Source organism: Micrococcales bacterium (assembly GCA_009784895.1).
In the GTDB taxonomy this organism is placed as follows: Bacteria; Actinomycetota; Actinomycetes; order Actinomycetales; family WQXJ01; genus WQXJ01.
Genome location: WQXJ01000107.1, coordinates 1 through 2,689, shown reverse-complemented (window position 1 = coordinate 2,689; position 2,689 = coordinate 1). Strand labels below are relative to the sequence as shown.

The window sequence follows — 2,689 nt, the reverse complement described above, 5'->3', positions numbered from 1 at the left end:
CTTTGCCGAGGCTCCTGAGGCCTTGGGGGAACCGACCTGCCTGAGCGGCCTTGAGGCCGTCATTCACTTCGGGCTGACCTCGGAAGACGTCAATTCACTGTCTTATGGCTTGATGGTCAAGGGGGCGGTCAGCCAGGTTTGGCTGCCGGCCGCCACCGCCTTGGTGGATCAATTGACGGAGCTAGCCAAGGCTCAGGCCGGTCAACCCATGTTGAGCCGGACCCACGGCCAGCCTGCCACCCCCACCACCTTGGGCAAGGAGTTGGCCGTCATGGCCAGGCGCCTCAGGCGTCAGCTTGAACGGATTGGTGGCGACCAGTACCTGGGCAAGCTCGATGGCGCCACCGGCACCTACGGTGCCTGCCAAGTGGCCGTGCCGGGGACCGATTGGCCAGCCGTCTCCCAGAGCTTTGTGGAACACCTGGGCTTGACCTGGAACCCGCTGACCACCCAAATCGAATCCCATGATTGGCAGGCTGAGCTGTACGCCGATGTGGCCCGGTTTGGCCGGGTGGCGCACAATCTGGCAACCGACATGTGGACGTACATTTCTTACGGTTACTTTGTACAGGTTCGAGGCCAGGGCACAGTGGGGTCTTCCACCATGCCGCACAAGGTCAACCCGATTCGCTTCGAGAACGCCGAGGCCAACCTGGAAATCTCGGCAGCCTTGTTCGACACGCTGGCCGCCACCTTGACCACCTCTCGCCTGCAGCGCGACCTGACCGACTCCACCACCCAGCGCAACATTGGCGTGGCCTTTGGGCACTCACTGCTGGCCATTGACAACCTGCGGCGCGGCTTGGCTGGCCTCGCGGTTGACCCGGCAGCCATGCTGGCTGACCTGGAGGCTAACCCGGAGGTGTTGGCCGAGCCGATCCAGTCGGTCATGCGGGCCGCCGGCTTGGCTGGCACACCAGGCATGGCCGACCCCTACGAGCGCCTCAAGGAGCTGACCCGCGGCCAACGGGTCTCGTTGGAGCAGATCCATCAGTTTGTGGCCACGCTGGGTTTGCCGGACGATGCCGTCGCTCGCCTTGAGGGGTTGACTCCCCAGACCTACACCGGCTTGGCAGCTGAGTTGGTCCGCCGCTATCTCTAATGCCGCCCCACCGGCCTGCGGTTCCCGCAGTGACATCACAGTGACTGCGGCATGCAATTGTGCTGGGGCACCCGGCACCTGCTGGTTGCGCCTCTCAGCCCTAGGTTGGCTGGAACAGGGTGGGATCCGGCATTCACCTATTCCGTTGGACGGCTTGATGGTCTACACCAATTTTCGCCCTCAGGTCTGTGAAATTACGCAGTCTTGATTGTAGATCTACGCTCGCTTCTTTTTAGATTTACGCGCCTGACTTTTTAGATTTGCACCGATACGTTAGGCTTCTGGACCGTGGAACCACTAAGGCGCAGGCAGATGAGGAGACAGAGGGGCGCAGGTTATCAGCACCGCGCAACTCTGGCAGCCAATGGCTAAAGAACTGGTCGAACGCTGGGCCAAACAGCAGGTTATCGAGGCAATGGGCGACACTAGGGTCGTGTTTGTCATGGGAGCGCGACAGGTCGGGAAGAGCACACTTGTCACCGAATGCGCCCTCGAGATGGCTTTGCCGCCCATAGTGACTCTGGACAACAAGGCGAGTAGAGATGCGGCCTTGGCCGATCCGACTGGATTCTTAGCCGGGTTGCCACGTCCAGCAGTGTTGGATGAGGTCCAGAGGGCACCCGATCTGCTTCTGGCGGTCAAGCAAGCCGTCGACCAAGACAATGCTCCCGGGCAGTTCATATTGACCGGCTCTTCAAACGTCCGGACAAACCGCAAGATCAAAGATTCCTTGACGGGCAGAATGGAGATCATCACCCTCTGGCCTTTGGCTCAGGCGGAGATACACCGAGGCTCCAACCTGGTCGATGCGCTCTTCGCCGGCACGCCGCCCATGGTCGCAGGCGCCGTGATTGGGCCGGGGGCTTTCGCGGCTCAGGTTGCTCAAGGTGGATTCCCAGAAGCCATACGCCGCGAGGGCCAGCGCCGTGACCGTTGGCTACGTGACTACCTCGATTCCTCTTTGGACAAGGACTTGCGCGACGTCTCGGACGCACTGAAGCTAGAAGAGATGCCACGGCTAATCAGGCTGGCCGCTGCGCAAGCATCGGGGTTGGTCAACTACGCCAGCCTGGCGTCACGCTTAGGCATCAGCCAGGTGACAGTGAAGAGCTATGTGGAGCTGCTTGAGACAGTCTTTTTGCTGCGCCGCGTGCCTGCCTGGCGGCCGGGGTTGGCCGCCCGTGAGGTGCATTCACCCAGGCTGCACCTGACTGACACAGCCATGTTGCTGCACCTACTTGGTGCCGACCAAAGCCGGATCGGTCGAGATGACCAGATCACAGGCAAGGCGCTTGAGAACTTCGTGGTGATGGAGATGATCAAGCAGGCGGCAGCCTCTTCGGTCGATGCTCGCGTCTATCACTACCGGGCTGGTCTGGACGAGGTGGATCTGGTTCTCGAGTCAAGGGCGGGCGACGTGGTTGGGATAGAAGTCAAAGCCTCTGCCACCCCTTCCCTGTCGGACCGGCGCGCCCTGGAGAAACTGCGCGGTCTAGCTGGGGAGCGTTTCAAGGCTGGCATGGTCGTCTACTCGGGGACTCAGACCATTCCTCTGGGCGACAGGCTCTGGGCTATGCCAATTAGCGG

Annotated in this window: 2 protein-coding genes; both read left to right on the top strand. The window is 61.3% G+C overall.

All coding sequences use genetic code 11. The features are described from left to right. Positions 1-1,102, top strand: a 1,102-nt coding sequence (gene purB, locus FWD29_10200; protein ID MCL2804300.1) for an adenylosuccinate lyase, incomplete at its 5' end; no start/stop codon positions are given. Between the two features lie 364 nt (positions 1,103-1,466). Next, positions 1,467-2,689 (top strand): ATP-binding protein (locus FWD29_10195; GenBank protein ID MCL2804299.1); only part of this gene is annotated, 1,223 nt, incomplete at its 3' end.